The organism is Mycolicibacterium peregrinum (genome assembly GCF_001665625.1).
GTDB lineage: Bacteria > Actinomycetota > Actinomycetes > Mycobacteriales > Mycobacteriaceae > Mycobacterium > Mycobacterium peregrinum_B.
The window spans coordinates 1-1,405 of the sequence record NZ_LZSY01000113.1 but is presented as its reverse complement, the minus strand read 5'-3'; the positions used below and the strand labels follow the sequence as shown (position 1 = coordinate 1,405).

The window sequence follows — 1,405 nt, the reverse complement described above, 5'->3', positions numbered from 1 at the left end:
GCTCTGATATGGCGGTGTTGATTGTCAAGTGGGCAGGGTGAAGCGGCGTGCCGCAACCGTCGCTGCGGCCCGCCGCTTCGTTTGACCAGGTGAGCCTCTGGGCGATGACGCGCGTGTCGTGTCGACGCGTTGTCAGTCTGATATGCGCGGGTTGGTCACCGCAGGACCGGGACTTCGAGTCGGAGTTGGCCGCTGTCTAGAATCGAGCGTAATAGCGTTGCTGGGCAACAGGATTGCTCATAGAGCCTGTCGCGGGTCACTCCAAGACGCTTGCCGTCAGCACCGATGTTCTCATCTGGACACTTATGGGTGGTTACTCGTCGAGCACTGCCAACGACCAGCACCAGCCGGCCAATTCCCTGGCCACGGCCATGTTGGCGACTACGGACCGTTTCTTGCGCAGGTCGAAGTCGATCCATCGCTGATGTAACCGGCGGTTAGCGGCGTGGCCGCGGGTTCGAGCGGCCGGACAGGCCAGGTCCCACCGCCGCCGCAACACCGCCCCCGGGCGGTAGGGCCTGCGGTGATGCCACGCGGCTTCGACCAAGAGGCGCCGCGCGTGGCCGTTACCGGTCTTAGTCACCGCGCCCTGCACCCGGCTAGCGCCCGAAGAGCACTCCGAGGGAACCAAACCCAGATAGGCGCCGATAGTGCGACCAGTCAATCGGTGCCAGTCCCCGATTTCGGTTGCCAACCCGAAAGCCGTCAGGGTCGCAATCCCCCGGATACAGCCCAATCGTTGCACCACCGGGGTGAACTCACTGTCGGCGGCCATCGCCTCGATCGCTGCCTCCAACCGCTCTCGCCGGTCCAGACAGGCGGTCATCGCATCGAATGCGGCGTCATAAGTCAGCTGCAGTGCGGGATTGTCAAAGTGCTGCCTGCGCAGCCACAGCTCATGGCGACCAGTCCACGTCTTCCCCCCGTAGTAGATGATCCCTTGGCGCAGAAGCAGCTTCGATACCCGGTGTCGTGCAGTCATCAGATCCGCGCGGCAGTCCTCACGGGCACGCACCAGATCCCGGGCCGCTTCCTGCCCAGCAGTCGGAACCGCCACCGCGGTGACCTGCCCCAGATGAAGCAGCCGAGCCAGATGCACGGCATCACGACTGTCGGTCTTGACCCGGTCCCCAACCGGACGAATCAACTTCGAGGGCGCAGCGACCTGGCACGAAATGCCAGCCGCCTCCAACGCCCGAGCCAGGCAAAATCCGGTAGGGCCGGCCTCATAGGTCACCGCGACCGGCCCCGGCAGAGCCTCGATCCAACCCACGATCTCGCGGTGATCAGGTGTCAAACGACGCTCGACGACTTCACCGGTCTCCCGGTCCAACCCACACGCCACCACCGATCGTGCGTGCACATCCAAACCAACACTCGTACGCTGACCTAACACTGGGGCCTC

At 64.2% G+C, this 1,405-nt stretch carries 1 protein-coding gene; it reads right to left on the bottom strand.

Annotation, left to right across the window (positions count from 1 at the left end):
- Nucleotides 1-313: 313 nt before the first annotated feature.
- Nucleotides 314-1,396: an IS110 family RNA-guided transposase gene (locus A5779_RS17875; protein WP_207549092.1), complete on the bottom strand. Its 1,083-nt coding sequence runs from the start codon at nt 1,394-1,396 to the stop codon at nt 314-316.
- Nucleotides 1,397-1,405: the final 9 nt, after the last annotated feature.